The organism is Streptomyces sp. NPDC107500 (assembly GCF_055582785.1).
This window is the reverse complement of record NZ_JBVJPF010000007.1, coordinates 105491-120257: the sequence shown is the minus strand read 5'-3', so window position 1 is coordinate 120257 and position 14767 is coordinate 105491. Positions and strand designations below refer to the sequence as shown.

The following is a 14767-nucleotide window of genomic DNA, read 5'->3' as shown; positions in this document are numbered from 1 at the left end:
GGCAAGATCGTGGAAGAAGTGCCCCATGAGTTCACCTGCGAAGCAGCACAACCCCGCCGACTTCTACGACTTCGAGGGCGCCCTGCCCGAAGAGGAGCGCAAGATCCTCGCCAGGACACGGGCGTTCATGCGTGAGGAAGTCGCGCCCCTGGTGGCCGAGCACTGGGCCGAAGGGACCTTCCCGAGGGAATTGATCGGCCGCTTCCGCGAGAGCGGGCTGGTCGGGCTGCCGTACGAGGGCTACGGCGAACCCGGCCCCGCCGCCTCCCACTTGCTGACGGGGATGATGGCGATGGAGATGAGCCGTGTCGACGCCTCGGTGGCCACCTTCTTCGGCGTCCACAACGGACTCGCCATGTACGCCATCCAGTCCGGCGGCAGCCAGGAGCAGCGCGACCGATGGCTGCCGGGCATGGCGACCATGGAGACGGTCGGGGCGTTCGCGCTGACGGAGCCGCTCGACGGTTCGGACATAGCGGCCGGCATGCACACCACCGCACAGCGTGACGGCGACTGCTGGGTGCTCGACGGCGAGAAGCGCTGGATCGGCAACGCCACCTTCGCCGACCACGTCGTGGTGTGGGCCCGCGACGTGGATGACGACCAGGTCAAGGGGTTCGTGGTCGGCCGGGGGACGCCGGGGTTCGAGGCCAGGCGCATCGACCGCAAGACGTCCCTGCGCATCGTGGAGAACGCGGACGTCACCCTCACCGGCGTACGTGTGCCGGAGGCCGACCGGCTCCAGAACGTGGCGTCGTTCCGCGACGTGGCGGAGATCCTGCGTGCCACCCGCAGTGGCGTCGCCTGGCAGGCACTCGGCGTCATGATCGGCGCCTACGAACTCGCCCTGCGCTACGCCGGTGAGAGGCAGCAGTTCGGCAGGCCCCTGGCGGGGTTCCAGCTCGTCCAGGACCTTCTGGTGAAGAGCCTGGCCAACATCACGTCGAGCTGGGGACTGCTGCTCCAGCTGGCCCGGTTGCAGGACGCGGGAACATTCCGGGACGAGCACTCGTCCCTGGCCAAGGCCCACGTGACCGCTCGTATGCGCGAGGTGGTGGCCTGGGCGCGGGAGATCTTCGGAGGCAACGGCATCGTCCTGGACTACGACGTGGCCCGGTTCTTCGCGGACGCGGAGGCCATCTACTCGTTCGAGGGCACCAGGGAGATGAACACCCTGATCGTCGGCAAGGCGATCACCGGCGAGAGTGCCTTCGTCTGAGCCGGGGGCGGAAGGCCGACACGGTGCCGCGATCCGCGAGGGCGTTTCCCGTGATCAAGGCATTTCACGCGTCGACGCCTGCGTAACGCCCGTTCGTGTGCACCGGAACGTCTTTTCCGCCGGGCCCGTGAGAAGGGGGCCGATAGTGGACGAGCCGTCCGGCCGTGGAGCCGGCGCGCTCCGCCGGCAGTACTCACCCGGAAGTTCGAGGTGCACCATGACGCCCACCAACGAGGCCACGGCCCGCATCCAGTTGGTCTTCTCCCTCTTCGACGCCGACGGCAACGGCTGCCTGGAGGCCGCGGACTTCGAGCTGATGAGCGACCGCGTCACGGCCGCGGTGCCGGCCGCGGCCGACGGGGTGAAGGAGAGGCTCGCCGCATCCTTCCGCCGCTATGGGGACACGCTCCTGACCGAGCTGGACGCCAACGGCGACGGAAGGGTCAGCCCCGAGGAATTCGCCTCCGTCGTCCTCAACCCGCAGCGCTTCGACGCCGCCGTCGACGAGTTCGCCGAGGCGCTCGCGGCGATGGGGGATCCGGAAGGCGACGGCTTCGTCGCCCGCCCCGAGTTCGTCGCACTGATGCTCGCGATCGGCTTCGGACGGCAGAACATCGAGGCTCTCTTCGACGCCTTCGGTCCGGACGGGAGCGACCGCATCCGGGTGGCCACCTGGGCGGAAGGCATCCGGGACTACTACCGGCCCGAGAAGTCGGGCATCCCCGGCGACCACCTGACCGCGACGACGTCCGGGTGACGGCACGGTACCGGGACGGGTGAACGACAGAGCTGGACTCGGATCCGGACGGTTTCACAGTCCAACTGCCACACCAGGGGGAACAGCAGACAGACAGCGACGACGGGCTCATCGCTCTCACTCCCCTCACGCAACAACTATTGACGCTTGTTTGTGAGAGTTTTACTTTCCTGGGTGTGAGAGCGCTCTCAAGACGTCGCTTACGTCAAGACCTCGAGGTTTCCTCCATGGCAGTCTCCCGCTCGCGATCCGCCTCTCGAAGCAGACCCGTCGCCGCTGTGGTGCTGGTCACCGCGTTGGCCGCCGTGGGTCTCGGCCCCGCCGCCACTCCCGCGGCCGCGGCCGACGTACCGGTGGGCTCCGGCAGCTACTCCGACACCCGTCCCGCCGGAACCTCCGGGCCGACCACCAACACCGGTGCTCCGGTGACCCCCAAGGTCACTCCGGGCGCCAGGGGCAAACCGGTCCCGACCAACGACTGGTGGTCGTCCCTCGCCTTCCAGAGGTACGGCGACAATCCCTACTCCACCCCGATGTACGGGCACCCGCTCACCTACCAGGCAACCGCCGCCGGGCTGGAGGTCGGCTACCCCACCACCCCCGCCGTCGTCGGCGAGGGCCGCCAGTACGAGTATGCGCACAAGCGCGACCTGACCCTCGGCCTGACCGGCCTGAACTCCCCGGACACGAAGGCCGACGCCTGGTCCGACTGGACCGTCACGCCCTACTGGTCCGACGGCACCCGCACCCTGCGCACCACCATCGGCCACGGTCTCCCCTTCGTGTACGCCAAGGGATCCGGCGGCAACGCCCAGATCGCCACCGCCTCCACGCCCACGGTCTTCGCGGACCAGGGCAACGTCCTCGGCATCACGGTCGGCGGCCACCACTACGCCCTCTTCGCCCCCGGCGGCAGCGACTGGAACCTCTCGGGCTCCACGGTCACCGCGGCGCTGGGCGCCAAGGACTACTTCTCGCTCGCTGTCCTTCCCTCGACCGACGCGCTGGCCACCTACAAGAAGTACGCGTACAGCTTCGTCACCGGCTCCAAGGCGAGCTGGTCCTACGCCGCGGGTTCGGTCAGGACCGACTACACCCTCACCACCCAGGCGCAGGAGGGCAGCGAGACCGGGACCGTCCAGGCGCTCTACCGCCACCAGTGGCTGCACACGACGGATCCGCTGACCTCATACACGTACGTGTCGTCGCGCGGCACGATGAAGGTGCGCGAGGGGAAGACGTTCACGACCACGCAGAAGTCGTCGCCCGTCCTGCCCGCACTCCCCAAGTCATCGGGCATCGACCGGGCGCGCCTGAAGACCCACCTCGACGAAGTGGCCAACGCGGCCGACCCCTTCTCCGGGGCGACCGACACGTACTGGACGGGCAAGGCGCTCGGCAGGCTGGCCCAACTGGTCCCCGTGGCCGACCAGATCGGGGAGACCACCACCCGCGACAAGCTCCTGGGCCTGCTCAAGGGCCGCCTCCAGGAGTGGTTCACCGCCGGTGGCGCGAGCGAGTTCTCCTACGACAGGGACTGGAAGACCCTGACCGGCTACCCCGCGTCGTACGGCAGCGACACGGAACTCAACGACCACCACTTCCACTACAGCTACTACGTCTACGCGGCCGCGATCATCGCCCAGTACGACCGGGCCTGGGCAGCCGACTCCGCGTGGGGCGGCATGGTGAAGACCCTCATCAGGGACGCGGCCAACCCCGCCCGCGACGACACGGCCTTCCCCTTCCTCCGCGGATTCGACGTGTACGCGGGCCACAGCTGGGCCTCGGGCCACCAGGGCTTCGCCGCGGGCAACAACCAGGAATCGTCGTCCGAGTCGACCAATCTCAGCGCGGCCCTGGTGCTGTGGGGATCGGCCACCGACGACAACGAACTCCGGGACCTGGGCGCCTATTTGCTCACCACCGAGTCGGAGGCGATCGCGCAGTACTGGTTCGACGCCGACCAGCAGGTGTTCCCCTCCGGCTTCGGCCATGACACCGCGGGGATGGTGTGGGGGAGCGGAGCGGCGTACGCGACCTGGTGGACGGCGAACCCGGAGGAGATCCACGGCATCAACGTCCTCCCCGTCACCGGGGGCTCCCTGCACCTGTCCGGGCACAAGGCCGCGATCCGGCGGAACCTCGCCGAACTGGTGCGGGAGAACGGCGGCCCGGCCGTCGAGTGGCGTGACATCCTCTGGGAATTCGAGTCGCTCGCCGACCCGGCCGCCGCCAAGGCCAAGTGGGACGCGGGCCAGGCCGGTTACACCCCCGAACAGGGTGAGTCCAAGGCGCACACCTATCACTGGATCGGCACCCTGGACACGCTCGGCGCCCCGGACACCACGGTGACGGGCGACATCCCGACATCGGCCGTCTTCAGCAAGGGGACCATCCGCACCTACGCGGCGCACAACTTCGGCGCCTCCCCTCGCACGGTCACGTTCTCCGACGGCGCGACCCTCACGGTCCCGGCCCGCTCCACGGCGACGGGCACCGGAACGGGCGGCGGCGACCCGGATCCGGATCCGGATCCGCCCACGGGGAACGTCTTCCAGCTCCGTACGGGAGGCGCACTGACCACGGCGACCGGGACGACCGCCGGCAGCGACACCGTCCCGTCGGCGGGCGGCGCGAACCACGACGGCACGCCGTACCAGCCGCTCGTCTACGAGGCGAGGAAGGTCAACGGCACCTACGCGGCCGGCGCGTCCACGGCCTTCCGCATCCAGTTGGACGCGGGGAACGCGGTCGGCCTCGGCCAGCAGGCGCGGATCAGCTACGACCTCACGGGCGACGGCTCCTTCGAACGGACGGAGACCTACCGGTACTTCGCGACTGATCCGGTGACCGGTTGGGAGACCTACAGCGAGAGCACCGGCCTCAAGTCGGCGACGGGCACGCTGGGGAACCTGACGGGCGGCACGGTCCGCCTGGAGGTCTGGTCGGCGATCGGCAACGCCCCGGCGAAACTGCGCACCGGGACGTCCGATTCGACACTCACGATCCCGTTCGGCTAGAACCCCGGCCGAACGCCCTGGTCGCACGAGGCCCGTAGCCGCCCAGTCCCGGCGGCTACGGGCCCGTAGAAAGGCCCACCGACTGGCGTCGCCGGCGGTGTTGCCTGCGCTATGGCCGGCAGGCGGCGTGGGATCTGCCCCTGACGACTCCGCCACCGAGTCGGGCAAGCAGCCAGAAGGTGATGGCGGTGCCACTGCCGTAGGCGACGTGCGCGCCGGCATCCCAGGCCAGGACCTTGGCGTCGTACTGCCAGATCGGCTTGTAGAGCCCTGCGATCGGCAAGGCGACGTAGTCCCCGGCGAATACCGCGACGCCGAATGGCACGCCATGGACGAGGGGGGACCTGGGCAATGATCCGGCCACGATGCCGTAGGCCGCACCCGCCGCCGAGCCGTAGGCCCAGTGAGTGATGGTGCTCGTGAGCCAGGCGGAACGATCAGGGAGCCGGCGCTGGGTGAAACCCTCGATCACCCGCTTCGCCACCTGTCCCGGATCGGGAGCCTTCTCCCAGTTTTCCACCGGCGCGAATTCCCAGGCGAGGGGGCCGTCAGCCCCGCCTGCGCGACGGTACTTCAAGTAATGGACGGCATCCAGACACACCGTTCCCACAACCCCGGCCAGAAGGCCGGCCGTCACCGCCGCCAGGGGAGTCAGGGGGTTCCTTCGGGAGCGCATGACGCAATCTCCATATCGGTCAGGGCCGAGCCGCAGGGATGACACCCCTCCGCACCCGGGCCGCGGCGCGGAGGCACGTGACCCGCATCGAGTATCCGGCGGTCGGCGAACGTCCGCGAGCGCAGACTGCGAAGCATCTGCCGGAGGTGGTAGTGATCGCCGCCGACAGACCGCCACCCGTACCGGCCCGGTCCCCGACACTCCTGCTCGATGGCGGCGAGGCCGTCGACGACCATGGCGCGGATCACGAGCGGGAGGCGTTCTGTTCGTGCCCTCCGGCGGGCAGGGGCACCATGGATGCATGCGGACCCTGCCTGTGCTCGTCTTCGACGGAGACTGCGGTTTCTGCACCACCGCGGTGCGGGTGCTGGAGCGCCGGGTGCGTCCCCGCTGCGTGAGCGTCGCCCGGCAGCGCGCCGACCTCGCGGCCCTGGGCGTGAGCGGGGACCGCGCCCGGCACGAGGTGCTGTGGGTGACCCCGGTCGGTACGGTCTACGGCGGCTCCGACGCGGTGGCGAAGCTGCTGATGAGCGCGGGCGGCGCGTGGAGTCCGCTCGGGGCGGCCCTGCTGGTGCCGGTGGCCCGGAGCGCGGCTCACGTCCTGTACCGCCTGGTGGCCGCCAACCGCTCACGCCTGCCGGGGAGGAGCGGGGCGTGCGCGGTGCCAGAACCTCGGAGCGCGTAGCCCGACGGGCGCGCCGGTCGTGGAGACTGGTCCGATGGAAGGCGTGGAGACGCGGGACGTCGAGTTTCCCAGCGGACCGGTGCGGCTGGCCGGTTCCCTGTCGGTACCGCGCCGAGGGGCGGCGGCCCACGCGGGTGTGGTGCTGGTCGGCGGGTCCGGGCCGACCGACCGGCACAACGGCACGTTCTTCCCGCCCCTGCTGGACGCCGGCATCGCCGTGCTCTCCTACGACAAGCGGGGCGTCGGCGGATCGTCCGGCGACTGGCGCGCGGCCACCCTGACCGACCTGGCGGCCGACGCGGCAGCCGCGCTCGGCCTCCTCCGCTCCCGGCCCGGAGTGCCGTCCGGGACCGCGGGCTTCTTCGGCCACAGCGAGGGAGGCTGGGTGGTCCTCCGCGCAGCCACCGCCCGGGACGACATCCCCTGGGTGGTCACCAACAGCTGCCCCGGAACGACCCCGGCCGTCCAGGAGCGCCACGCCCTGGCCCAGCACCTCAGCGAGGCCCACGCCCACTCCCGGGACGACGTCGAGCGCACTCTGGACCTCTACGACCGTCTCGTCGAAGCGGGCCGACGCGACGCGGACTTCGCGACGGCCCTGCGACTCGTGGACCAGGCAGGCCGGCCACCGGGGCTGGACTTCTACTGGGGCGATGTCGAGGAAAGCCTCTGGAACTTCCTCAAACGCAAGCAGGACCACGATCCGACCGGCGACCTCCGCGGCCTGCGCTGCCCCCACCTCGCGCTCTTCGGGGGCGCGGACCGTCTGATCCCGGTCGCCGACACCCTTCGCGCGCTGGGTACTTCCGCGGCGCACGCGTCACGCCCCCGCCACGCCACGCTGACGGTCGAGGTCTTCCCGGGAGCGGACCACCGCCTGCGACTGCCGGACGCCGCCGAGCCTCCACCGGAGTACTTCACCCGGCTGACCGATTGGCTGCGACGGCGGTGACCTCGCCGCATCGTTGCGGGCGGGACCCCGATGCACAGTCCGCGCGTCCCGGCCGTCCGAGCGCGTCCTGTCGGGTGAGCCGTCCCCGCGCCGGTTTTGGTCTCCCGGGAGCCGGGGCACTGGGCACGCCATGGGTGACTACGACAACGCGATCACGGTGAACGTCCCTCCCGGCAGGCTCTTCGCCTACCTCTCCGACGTGGAGAACCTGCCCGCCTACATGCCGCGCCTGACGGCCGCGCATCCCCACGACGGCGACCGGGTCACCGTCACCGCCCACATCGACCCTCCGGACGCCCCCGAGCAGGACGTGACCAGCGAGGCCTGGATCCACGTCCTGGAGGACGGGAAGACCCTTGAGTGGGGCGCGCCCGGGCCGCACGACTACCACGGCCGCCTCCACATCGGCGCAGGCCCCAGCGAAGCCTCCTCCCGCCTCAAGGTCGAGCTGCACACGCAGCGGGCCGAGGGCGGACACATCAACGAAGGGCTCCAGGAAGCCCTGCAAGGCATCAGGGACGCGGTCGAGTCCGCCGAGCACTGAACCCGGCAGCGGGCCCCCTGCGTGTGCCGGGCGGCACCAGGCGCTAGGTCGACTTCAGGGGCTCCCGGAAGGACTTGCGGAACATCGGCCCGGCGAAGGGAATGACCGGCGAGAGCAGCTTCGCCTTGAGCGAGCTGGGATGCCGTTCCAGGCTGACGTCGATGCGGGTGCCGTCATCCGTCGGCGTCAGCCGGAAGTCCCACCCGCCCGGCCCGAAGGGCGTCGAGTCGTGCGTGGTGACCGTGACCCGGTTGTGCGACGGATCCCACTCGTAGCGCGCGTTCTCCCAGGACTTGTCATTCCCCTCGGTGACCTCGGCCCAGGTGTCGCCCTTGTCGTGGACCTGGTAGTGCGCGGCGTCGATCGACGGCCACTGCTCCACGCGCGAGGGGGTGAAGTTGGTCAGTACCCCCATCACCTCGGCCGGCGTCATCGACGAGTCCATGTGGAAGTGCAGGGATGGCATGACCCGCTCCTTGGTTCGGTTCGGGAGGGCGGAACCGTCAGTGCTCACCTCCCAGGATGCGCCCCGGGCGGCACGAACGCACGGTCACGGTGTCCACCGCCCCTTCCCGGCCGCGGTCCGCCGCGGCTCGCGCCGACTCGGCCCCGCATCCGTTTCAGATGAAACGGTCACGAACGGTTCGGTAGCTGTACGATGCCCCCATGGTCCCCCAAGCTTCCCGCCGCGACGCCGCGACGCGTGCCAACGACCGCCCCGGTGACGCTTCGCCGTTCGCGCTCGGCCTGCTCCTGCGGCGTGCGCACTGGCGGGCGGCCGGTCTGATGTCGGAGGCGCTGCGCCCGCTCGGCATCGAGTTGCGGCACTTCGCCGTGCTGATCGTGCTGGTCGACCGCGGCCCCACGGTGCAACGTGACCTGGCCGCGGCTACGGGGACGGACAAGGCGGGGATCATGCGGGTCGTCGACGACCTGGAGCGCCGTAACCTCGCCGTGCGCAAGGCCGTGCCCGGGGACCGCCGGGCACGGTCGGTGGAGATCACCCCCGAAGGGCTGGCGCTCTTCGACGCCGCGCACGTCGCGGCCGAGCCGTCGGCCGAGCGGCTGGTCGCCGACCTGGGGCCCGACGGCTCGGAGCAGCTCACGCGTCTGCTGACCGTGCTGGCCCACCCCGGCGACCGAAAGCCGGCACCGCCCGCTCACTCCGGATGAACCGCGTACGCGCCACCCTCACCTGTCGGCATCGGCGATGCGGCGCTCGGCCAGCGCCTTGGCCTTGGTGAGCGCTTCGCTGTGCGCACGCTCCTTTGAGGCCTGGAAGAGGGGGACCAGTTCCGCCATGGCGGGGTTGCGCGGTGCCATGGTGAGTTCCGGGACGATGAAGTCGACGTCCAGGCCGAGAGTGCGCCCGAGGACGGCCTCCAGGTAGTTCCGCACGAACTCGAAGCCTTCGCGTGGCGTCCCGGGCGCGTAGGAGCCGCCGCGGCTCGCGACCACCACGGCCGGAGTCCCCTGCGCCGAGGGCGCCTCACCGGCCGTGCGGCCGAGCAGGAGCACGCTGTCCAGCCACGCCTTCAGGGTCGACGGCACCGTGTAGTTGTACATGGGAGCGCCGATGACGACGGCATCCGCCCGCTCCAGTTCCTCGATGAGTTCCAGGCGGGCGGCGAAGGCGGCGGACTGGTCGGCCGTGCGCTCCGACGGGTCGGCGTAACCGGCCGACCAGGCGTCCTGGGTGATGTGCGGGACGGGTTCGGCGGCGAGGTCGCGGTAGACCACCGTGCCGCCCGGGTGCTGCTCCTCCCAGGTCCGGCGGAAGGCGGCCGTGACCGACCGGGACGCGGACGCCCCGGAGGGGAAGACGGACGAATCGATGTGCAGAAGTGTGGCCATGAAGCGTCTCCGTGCAGAGGTGTCGGGCCCGGGCGGTGGCCGGGCTGCTCACGCCATGAAGTTATACACGAGATGGTCGCGAATGATACTGTCGCGTTCGAATCCATGATCGTGAGCAATTAGGGAGATGCGTCTTCATGGACGTCTACGAGGCGGTCGCGAGTCGACGGTCCGTACGCCGGTTCACCGACCGGCCCGTCCCGCGGGAAGCCCTCGAACGGGTGCTGTCCGCCGCCGTCTGGGCACCCTCCGGATCGAACCTCCAGCCCTGGCACGCCTTCGTCCTCACGGGCGGGCCGCTGGACTCGGTCAAGAAGCGGGCGGGTGCCCGGCTGGCCGCGGGCGATCCCTGGGACGAACCCGAGTACGAGCAGTACCCGGCCGACCTCAAGTCGCCGTACCGGGAGCGCCGGAGTGCCTTCGGGGAGCAGCGCTACGGTGGCCTGGGGATCCCGCGGGCCGACGTCGAGGCACGCCAGCGGGCCGCCTCGGCTAACTGGGACTGCTTCGGGGCGCCGGCCGCGATGTTCTGCTACATCGACCGCGACCTGGGCCGCCCGCAGTGGAGCGACGTGGGGATGTTCCTCCAGACGGTGATGCTGCTCCTGCGCGCGGAAGGGCTGCACAGCTGCACGCAGATGGCCTGGGCCAAGTTCCACCGGACCGTCGCCGAAACCGTGATGCCCCCGCGGGACCTGACCCTCTTCTGCGGCATGTCGATCGGATACGAGCGCCCCGATGCCCGCACCACCCGCACCGGACGGGCTCCGGTGCGGGAGACGGTCACGTTCGTCGACGCCTGAGACTCATTCCTTCGGGCGCCTGAGGGAGCCGTCGCACCCGGACCCCCACACAGTGGTCCGTGAGCCACACATGTCACGAGGAGAGGATTGCCATGAGGATCGCGGTCATCGGCGGTACGGGGCTGATCGGATCACAGGTCGTGGAGAAGCTGAACGCGGCCGGACACGAGGCGGTGCCGCACTCGATGTCCACCGGCGTGGACGTCATCAGCGGGCAAGGCGTGGCCCAGGCCGTCGCGGGAGCGGACGTCGTCGTCAACCTGACGAACAGCCCGACCTTCGACGACGCCTCGCCGGCCTTCTTCCGGACGTCCATGGACAACCTGCTGACCGCGGCCCGCGAGGGCGGGGTGGGGCACTTCGTCGTCCTCTCCATCGTCGGCGTCGACAAGGTGCCGGAGCTGGACTACTACCGTGCCAAGGCCCTCCAGGAGGAGCTCCTGCGGTCCGGGCCGGTGCCCTACTCGATCGTGCGCGCCACCCAGTTCATGGAGTTCATGGACGCGGTGCTGACCTGGACGGCCGACGACGAAACCGTCCGTCTCCCGGCCACGCCGATCCAGCCGATCGCCGCCAAGGACGTGGCCGAGGCGGTCGCACAGGTCGCGCTCGGCGCCCCGCTGAACGGCATCCGCGACATCGGCGGACCCGAGGTCTTCGCCCTCGACGAACTGGGCCGGCTGACCCTCTCCCACAAGGGAGACGGCCGCTCGGTGGTCACCGACCCCGCCGCCGGCATGTTCGCGGCCGTCAAGGGCGACGTCCTCACCGACATGAACGCCCACCTGGCACCGACCCGGTACGCCGACTGGCTCTCCTGACGTGCGGGGGTCCGGGCAGCAGGCTGCCCGGACCCCCGCCCACAGCCCTTAGCGGCGCATCAGCGCGAAGACGCCCCAGCCGAGGTACTCACGCTGGTAGCGCGTGTATCGGACCGGTTCGGCGGAGAGCTCGGCCCGGATCCCGGGCGCCAGCTCGTCGTCCGGATGGCGGTCGAGCCACCTCCGCATGTTGAGCCACTGCGCGGCCTGGTACCGGTCCCAGCTGTCCTGGTCGGCCAGCACCATCTCCACGACGTCGTACCCCAGGGAACCGAACCGCTCGATCAGCTCCGGCAACAGCAGGAAGTCCTCCTTGCTGTCGGCGTGGCTGGCCCGGGCGGTCTCCTGGTCCGGAACTTCCCGCCGCCAGTACGGTTCGCCGATCAGCATCAGCCCGCCCGGGGCCAGACTGCCGGCGAGCAGTTCGACCGTGCCGGCCACGCCGCCGCCGATCCAGGTCGCGCCGACGCACGCCGCGAGCCCGACCGGTTCGTCCGCGACATGGCCCGACGCGTCGCCGTGCACGAACTCGACCTGATCCGCGACACCCAGTTCGGCCGCGCGGGCACGCGCCCGCTCGGTGAACACCGAGCTGATGTCCACCCCGGTGCCGGTGATGCCGTGGTCACGGGCCCAGGTGCACAGCAACTCGCCCGAACCGCTGGCGAGGTCGAGCGCACGGGTCCCGGGTGCCAACCGCAGCGCACGGCCCAGCGCAGCGAGCTTGCCGGCCGTGAGCGGGTTGTGAATGCGGTGGCTACTTTCGCGAATGGTGAAGATGCGTGGAAGATCCACGAGAGGTGTTCCTTCGGTTCGATGCGGTCATGACCTTCGAGGGGGACAGCCGGCCGAAGTCGGCCGCCGGCACTCGGACCGTCATCAAAAACACCTCGCGCAGCACGTACGGATCCTGGACGCGGTCACCGTAGACGGCCGTGGCCGCCCCTTCCACCCATTAATCGGGAGCGGGCCACGGGGGAGACGCGGCACCGCCACGATCCGCACGCCGTGGGCGGTCGGATTACCGAAGTCTGACGTCGTTCGGGTACCCCTGGCCCAGTGACCCCCGGGGTGCTCCAATGACAAGGTGAACCTTGAACCACCCGAGAGGAACGGCGCTCCCGTGGGCCGGCGCGTCTTCCTCGGCACCCTCGGCCTCGGAGCGCTCGGGGTCGCCGCCGCACCCACGCTGCAACGCGGTATGGAGGCGTTCCTGGGCGGCGCCGCACAACGGGACCCCACCGGCCTGACGGACCTCCTCCCCAACGGCGGCGGCTTCCGCTACTACTCGGTCACCTCCTCCGTGCCGCACAAGGACGCCAGGACCTACCGGCTCACCGTGGACGGCCTGGTCGATCGACCGGCGACGTACTCCCTGGCCGATCTCAGGGCGCTGCCCCAGACCCGGATGGTGCGCGACGTCCAGTGCGTCACCGGGTGGCGGGTGCCGAGCACCGCCTTCGAGGGCGTGCGTCTGTCCGAGCTGCTGGAGGCCGCCGGGGTCCGCGGGACGGCGGGTGCGGTGCGCTTCACGTGCTTCGACGGCGCGTACTCGGAGAGCCTCACCCTGGAACAGGCCCGCCGCGCGGACGTCTTGATCGCCCTGCGCATGCGGGACGAGGACCTCGGCCACGCGCACGGCGGCCCGGTGCGCCTGTATGTGGCACCCATGTACTTCTACAAGTCCGCCAAGTGGCTCTCCGGAATCACGCTCACGAAGAAGGTGCGGCCGGGCTACTGGGAGGAGCGCGGCTACGACGTCGACGCCTGGGTGGGCCGTTCGAACGGACGGGACGATGAGCCGACGACCTGACTCCCCTCCCGCCTCCGCCCGCGTGCCGCGGTTCAGCCTCGCCGAACGCTGGGCGCACCGTGCGACGGCCGTGCTGATGGGCGTGTGCGTGCTGACCGCGGCGTGCCTGTACGTTCCGCAGCTCGCCCAACTCGTGGGCCGCAGAGCCCTCTTGGTCACCGTGCACCAGTGGGCCGGTGTGGCCCTTCCGGTTCCGGTCCTGGCCGCGCTGGGTTCGCGCGCCCTGCGCACGGACCTCGGTCTGCTGAACCGCTTCGGCCCGCACGACCGGCGCTGGCTGCTCGCCGTCCTCCGCAGGGACGGACGGCGGGCCTCCCGTCCCGCGCACAAGTTCAACGCGGGCCAGAAGATCTACGCGGCCTGGGTGGCGGGCGCGACGCTGGTGATGCTCGGCACCGGTCTGATGATGTGGTTCACCGACCTCACGCCCCTGGTGTGGCGCACCAGTGCCACGTTCGTCCACGACTGGCTGGCCCTGACCCTCGGCATCGTCCTGGCGGGCCACGTCGGGATGGCCCTCGCCGACCCCGAGGCCCGGCGGGGCATGAGAACGGGTTCGGTCACGCGGGCATGGGCCGAGCGGGAACATCCGCTGTGGGCCGACGAGTCCTCGTACGGCCCCGGCCCCTCGGGCACACGGCCCGCACCGACGGGACCACGACCGACCACCACGGACTCGGCCCCCTAGGGCGACGCCGTCCCGGGCCGACGCGTCCGGGCGCTCGGTTCACCCGCGGTCGTGGAGGGTCACCTGATAACCGTCGGGGTCGGCGAAGGTGAAGGTGCGGCCGAACGGTCCGTCGACGGGTGCCGAGACGATCGTCGTGCCGGCGGCGGCGAGGGCGTCGTGGATGTCCTGCGCGTCGGGTGCGTGCAGCCAGAGGGCCATTCCCTGGCCGGGCTGCGCGATCGCGTCCAGGTCGACTCCCTCGACGATGTCGCGTACGGCGAAGGCAATGGGCTTGGTGTCGAACACGACGGCGTGCGGCGGTCCCGCGTCGGAGCGCTTCAGTCCGAGGTACCGCTCGTAGAAGGCGGCAGAGCGCTCCAGGTCGCGCACCTGCAGCGAGATGAAGTCGGGTCCGGTGACGGCCATGATCTTACCTCCCATTCAATGTCAGCTTTCTGACATACCCACCGTATGTCAGACTACTGACATGAGTCAAGGTGAGCCCGGGATCGAGCTGGACACGTCGTTGGGGTACATGCTGAAAGCGGCTTCGAGCGCCCTCCACTCCGCCATGGAGGCCGTGCTGAAGCCGATGGGCATGACGATCACCCACTACTCCTGCCTGGAGCTGCTCGCCCAGCGGCCCGGCCTGTCCAACTCCGAGCTGGCCCGCGGCACCTTCGTCACCCGGCAGTCGATGAACGTGCTCCTGCAGGCCCTCGAACGACAGGGACTCGTCGTCCGCGCGGCACAGGCACCCGTGGGCAGGGCCCTGCCCACGGAGCTGACCGCGGCCGGGCGTCGCCAACTCCAGGCGGCCAGTGCCGCGGTCCGCCGGGTCGAGCAGGACATGCTGGCCCACCTGAACGCGGCCGATCAGGATCAGATGCGGCGCCTGCTCAGGGAGTGCATCGCCTCGCTGAGCGCACCGTCCGCCTCGGCGGAGTGAC

At 70.4% G+C, this 14767-nt stretch carries 17 protein-coding genes; 12 read left to right on the top strand and 5 right to left on the bottom strand.

The genetic code is table 11. From position 1 onward, the window contains the following. Positions 1-25: 25 nt before the first annotated feature. The 3 genes from ACZ67M_RS27070 (at position 26) to ACZ67M_RS27060 (ending at position 4999) form a co-directional block, all read left to right on the top strand. Positions 26-1219 (top strand): acyl-CoA dehydrogenase family protein, encoded by a 1194-nt coding sequence (locus tag ACZ67M_RS27070; RefSeq protein ID WP_469853176.1) that lies wholly within the window; start codon positions 26-28, stop codon positions 1217-1219. A 217-nt stretch (positions 1220-1436) separates the two neighbouring features. Then, positions 1437-1976, top strand: a complete 540-nt coding sequence (locus ACZ67M_RS27065; protein ID WP_361360231.1) for an EF-hand domain-containing protein — start codon at positions 1437-1439, stop codon at positions 1974-1976. A gap of 533 nt (positions 1977-2509) precedes the next feature. After that, on the top strand, positions 2510-4999 hold the full coding sequence (locus ACZ67M_RS27060; protein WP_469853568.1) for a glycosyl hydrolase: 2490 nt from the start codon (positions 2510-2512) through the stop codon (positions 4997-4999). 109 nt (positions 5000-5108) lie between these two features. On the opposite strand, the gene ACZ67M_RS27055 is transcribed toward ACZ67M_RS27060, so the two are convergent. Further along, complete coding sequence (locus ACZ67M_RS27055) at positions 5109-5675, bottom strand: hypothetical protein (RefSeq protein ID WP_469853174.1); 567 nt, start codon at positions 5673-5675, stop codon at positions 5109-5111. A gap of 301 nt (positions 5676-5976) precedes the next feature. Here ACZ67M_RS27055 and ACZ67M_RS27050 point away from each other — a divergent pair, with 301 nt between their 5' ends. The 3 genes from ACZ67M_RS27050 to ACZ67M_RS27040 all read left to right on the top strand — a co-directional run bounded on the left by ACZ67M_RS27050 (position 5977) and on the right by ACZ67M_RS27040 (position 7856). Then, positions 5977-6360, top strand: a complete 384-nt coding sequence (locus ACZ67M_RS27050; RefSeq protein ID WP_361360238.1) for a thiol-disulfide oxidoreductase DCC family protein — start codon at positions 5977-5979, stop codon at positions 6358-6360. Positions 6361-6394: 34 nt separating this feature from the next. Further along, complete coding sequence (locus ACZ67M_RS27045) at positions 6395-7312, top strand: alpha/beta hydrolase family protein (RefSeq protein ID WP_469853173.1); 918 nt, start codon at positions 6395-6397, stop codon at positions 7310-7312. 130 nt (positions 7313-7442) lie between these two features. Then, on the top strand, positions 7443-7856 hold the full coding sequence (locus ACZ67M_RS27040) for an SRPBCC family protein (protein WP_469853171.1): 414 nt from the start codon (positions 7443-7445) through the stop codon (positions 7854-7856). Between the two features lie 43 nt (positions 7857-7899). Here the strand turns inward: ACZ67M_RS27040 and ACZ67M_RS27035 are convergent, their stop codons facing one another. After that, the gene (locus tag ACZ67M_RS27035) at positions 7900-8322 is read right to left on the bottom strand and encodes an SRPBCC family protein (RefSeq protein WP_378808252.1); all 423 of its coding nucleotides are present in this window, start codon (positions 8320-8322) and stop codon (positions 7900-7902) included. 200 nt (positions 8323-8522) lie between these two features. Here ACZ67M_RS27035 and ACZ67M_RS27030 point away from each other — a divergent pair, with 200 nt between their 5' ends. Then, on the top strand, positions 8523-9029 hold the full coding sequence (locus ACZ67M_RS27030) for a MarR family winged helix-turn-helix transcriptional regulator (RefSeq protein ID WP_469853168.1): 507 nt from the start codon (positions 8523-8525) through the stop codon (positions 9027-9029). A gap of 18 nt (positions 9030-9047) precedes the next feature. On the opposite strand, the gene ACZ67M_RS27025 is transcribed toward ACZ67M_RS27030, so the two are convergent. Continuing rightward, positions 9048-9710 carry an FMN-dependent NADH-azoreductase gene (locus ACZ67M_RS27025; protein ID WP_392104264.1) on the bottom strand — a complete coding sequence of 221 codons (663 nt, stop codon included), beginning with the start codon at positions 9708-9710 and terminating at the stop codon, positions 9048-9050. Positions 9711-9847: 137 nt separating this feature from the next. On the opposite strand from ACZ67M_RS27025, the gene ACZ67M_RS27020 reads away from it, so the two are divergent. Further along, the gene (locus tag ACZ67M_RS27020; protein ID WP_469853166.1) at positions 9848-10513 is read left to right on the top strand and encodes a nitroreductase; all 666 of its coding nucleotides are present in this window, start codon (positions 9848-9850) and stop codon (positions 10511-10513) included. Positions 10514-10605: 92 nt separating this feature from the next. Beyond that, complete coding sequence (locus ACZ67M_RS27015) at positions 10606-11334, top strand: SDR family oxidoreductase (protein ID WP_469853165.1); 729 nt, start codon at positions 10606-10608, stop codon at positions 11332-11334. Between the two features lie 48 nt (positions 11335-11382). Here the strand turns inward: ACZ67M_RS27015 and ACZ67M_RS27010 are convergent, their stop codons facing one another. Then, entirely contained in the window at positions 11383-12129 is a 747-nt protein-coding gene (locus ACZ67M_RS27010) for an SAM-dependent methyltransferase (protein ID WP_469853164.1), read from the bottom strand. A gap of 292 nt (positions 12130-12421) precedes the next feature. On the opposite strand from ACZ67M_RS27010, the gene ACZ67M_RS27005 reads away from it, so the two are divergent. Continuing rightward, positions 12422-13147: a molybdopterin-dependent oxidoreductase gene (locus tag ACZ67M_RS27005; RefSeq protein ID WP_469853162.1), complete on the top strand. Its 726-nt coding sequence runs from the start codon at positions 12422-12424 to the stop codon at positions 13145-13147. Beyond that, a complete protein-coding gene (locus ACZ67M_RS27000; RefSeq protein ID WP_469853161.1) occupies positions 13131-13835 on the top strand; it encodes a cytochrome b/b6 domain-containing protein in 705 nt (234 codons plus the stop codon). The genes ACZ67M_RS27005 and ACZ67M_RS27000 overlap by 17 nt, the downstream gene beginning before the upstream one ends. A 39-nt stretch (positions 13836-13874) precedes the next feature. Here the strand turns inward: ACZ67M_RS27000 and ACZ67M_RS26995 are convergent, their stop codons facing one another. Then, on the bottom strand, positions 13875-14243 hold the full coding sequence (locus ACZ67M_RS26995; RefSeq protein ID WP_361360268.1) for a VOC family protein: 369 nt from the start codon (positions 14241-14243) through the stop codon (positions 13875-13877). 61 nt (positions 14244-14304) lie between these two features. Here ACZ67M_RS26995 and ACZ67M_RS26990 point away from each other — a divergent pair, with 61 nt between their 5' ends. Beyond that, positions 14305-14766, top strand: coding sequence for a MarR family winged helix-turn-helix transcriptional regulator (locus ACZ67M_RS26990; protein ID WP_392018252.1), 462 nt, complete (start codon positions 14305-14307; stop codon positions 14764-14766). Position 14767 lies beyond the last annotated feature (1 nt).

Coding starts and splice junctions, on each gene's coding strand:
- ACZ67M_RS27045 (WP_469853173.1), top strand. CDS start 6,395: ATGGAAGGCGTGGAGACGCGGGACGTCGAGTTTCCCAGCGGACCGGTG.
- ACZ67M_RS26990 (WP_392018252.1), top strand. CDS start 14,305: ATGAGTCAAGGTGAGCCCGGGATCGAGCTGGACACGTCGTTGGGGTAC.
- ACZ67M_RS27040 (WP_469853171.1), top strand. CDS start 7,443: ATGGGTGACTACGACAACGCGATCACGGTGAACGTCCCTCCCGGCAGG.
- ACZ67M_RS26995 (WP_361360268.1), bottom strand. CDS start 14,243: ATGGCCGTCACCGGACCCGACTTCATCTCGCTGCAGGTGCGCGACCTG.
- ACZ67M_RS27025 (WP_392104264.1), bottom strand. CDS start 9,710: ATGGCCACACTTCTGCACATCGATTCGTCCGTCTTCCCCTCCGGGGCG.
- ACZ67M_RS27035 (WP_378808252.1), bottom strand. CDS start 8,322: ATGCCATCCCTGCACTTCCACATGGACTCGTCGATGACGCCGGCCGAG.
- ACZ67M_RS27030 (WP_469853168.1), top strand. CDS start 8,523: ATGGTCCCCCAAGCTTCCCGCCGCGACGCCGCGACGCGTGCCAACGAC.
- ACZ67M_RS27065 (WP_361360231.1), top strand. CDS start 1,437: ATGACGCCCACCAACGAGGCCACGGCCCGCATCCAGTTGGTCTTCTCC.
- ACZ67M_RS27015 (WP_469853165.1), top strand. CDS start 10,606: ATGAGGATCGCGGTCATCGGCGGTACGGGGCTGATCGGATCACAGGTC.
- ACZ67M_RS27055 (WP_469853174.1), bottom strand. CDS start 5,675: ATGCGCTCCCGAAGGAACCCCCTGACTCCCCTGGCGGCGGTGACGGCC.
- ACZ67M_RS27020 (WP_469853166.1), top strand. CDS start 9,848: ATGGACGTCTACGAGGCGGTCGCGAGTCGACGGTCCGTACGCCGGTTC.
- ACZ67M_RS27060 (WP_469853568.1), top strand. CDS start 2,510: ATGTACGGGCACCCGCTCACCTACCAGGCAACCGCCGCCGGGCTGGAG.
- ACZ67M_RS27070 (WP_469853176.1), top strand. CDS start 26: ATGAGTTCACCTGCGAAGCAGCACAACCCCGCCGACTTCTACGACTTC.
- ACZ67M_RS27050 (WP_361360238.1), top strand. CDS start 5,977: ATGCGGACCCTGCCTGTGCTCGTCTTCGACGGAGACTGCGGTTTCTGC.
- ACZ67M_RS27000 (WP_469853161.1), top strand. CDS start 13,131: ATGAGCCGACGACCTGACTCCCCTCCCGCCTCCGCCCGCGTGCCGCGG.